This is a genomic window from Halomonas sp. ND22Bw (genome assembly GCF_003011945.1).
GTDB lineage: Bacteria > Pseudomonadota > Gammaproteobacteria > Pseudomonadales > Halomonadaceae > Halomonas > Halomonas halophila.
The window spans coordinates 1-257 of sequence record NZ_PXWD01001247.1 but is presented as its reverse complement, the minus strand read 5'-3'; the positions used below and the strand labels follow the sequence as shown (position 1 = coordinate 257).

Here is a 257-nt window from a genome sequence, read left to right as displayed (position 1 = left end):
CGCGTGGGGCGTACCCGAGCTGGTCCACGAGATCAAGCCGGAAGAGATGAACATTCCCATCAAGAACAAGCGCTGAAAGAACGGCACGAGCGATGCTGGAAACCCGCGGACTCACCATCCGCTTCGGCGGCCACGTGGCCGTCAACGCTGTCTCGTGCGCCTTCGCGCCCGGCACGTTGACGGCCATCGTCGGGCCGAACGGGGCGGGCAAGACAACCTACTTCAACCTGATCTCGGGGCAACTGAAAGCCAGTGCA

General features: G+C 63.0%; 1 protein-coding gene. It reads left to right on the top strand.

Annotated elements, in window-relative coordinates:
* Nucleotides 1–92 precede the first annotated feature (92 nt).
* Nucleotides 93–257 (top strand): ATP-binding cassette domain-containing protein (locus tag CVH10_RS22170; RefSeq protein ID WP_146143281.1); only part of this gene is annotated, 165 nt, incomplete at its 3' end.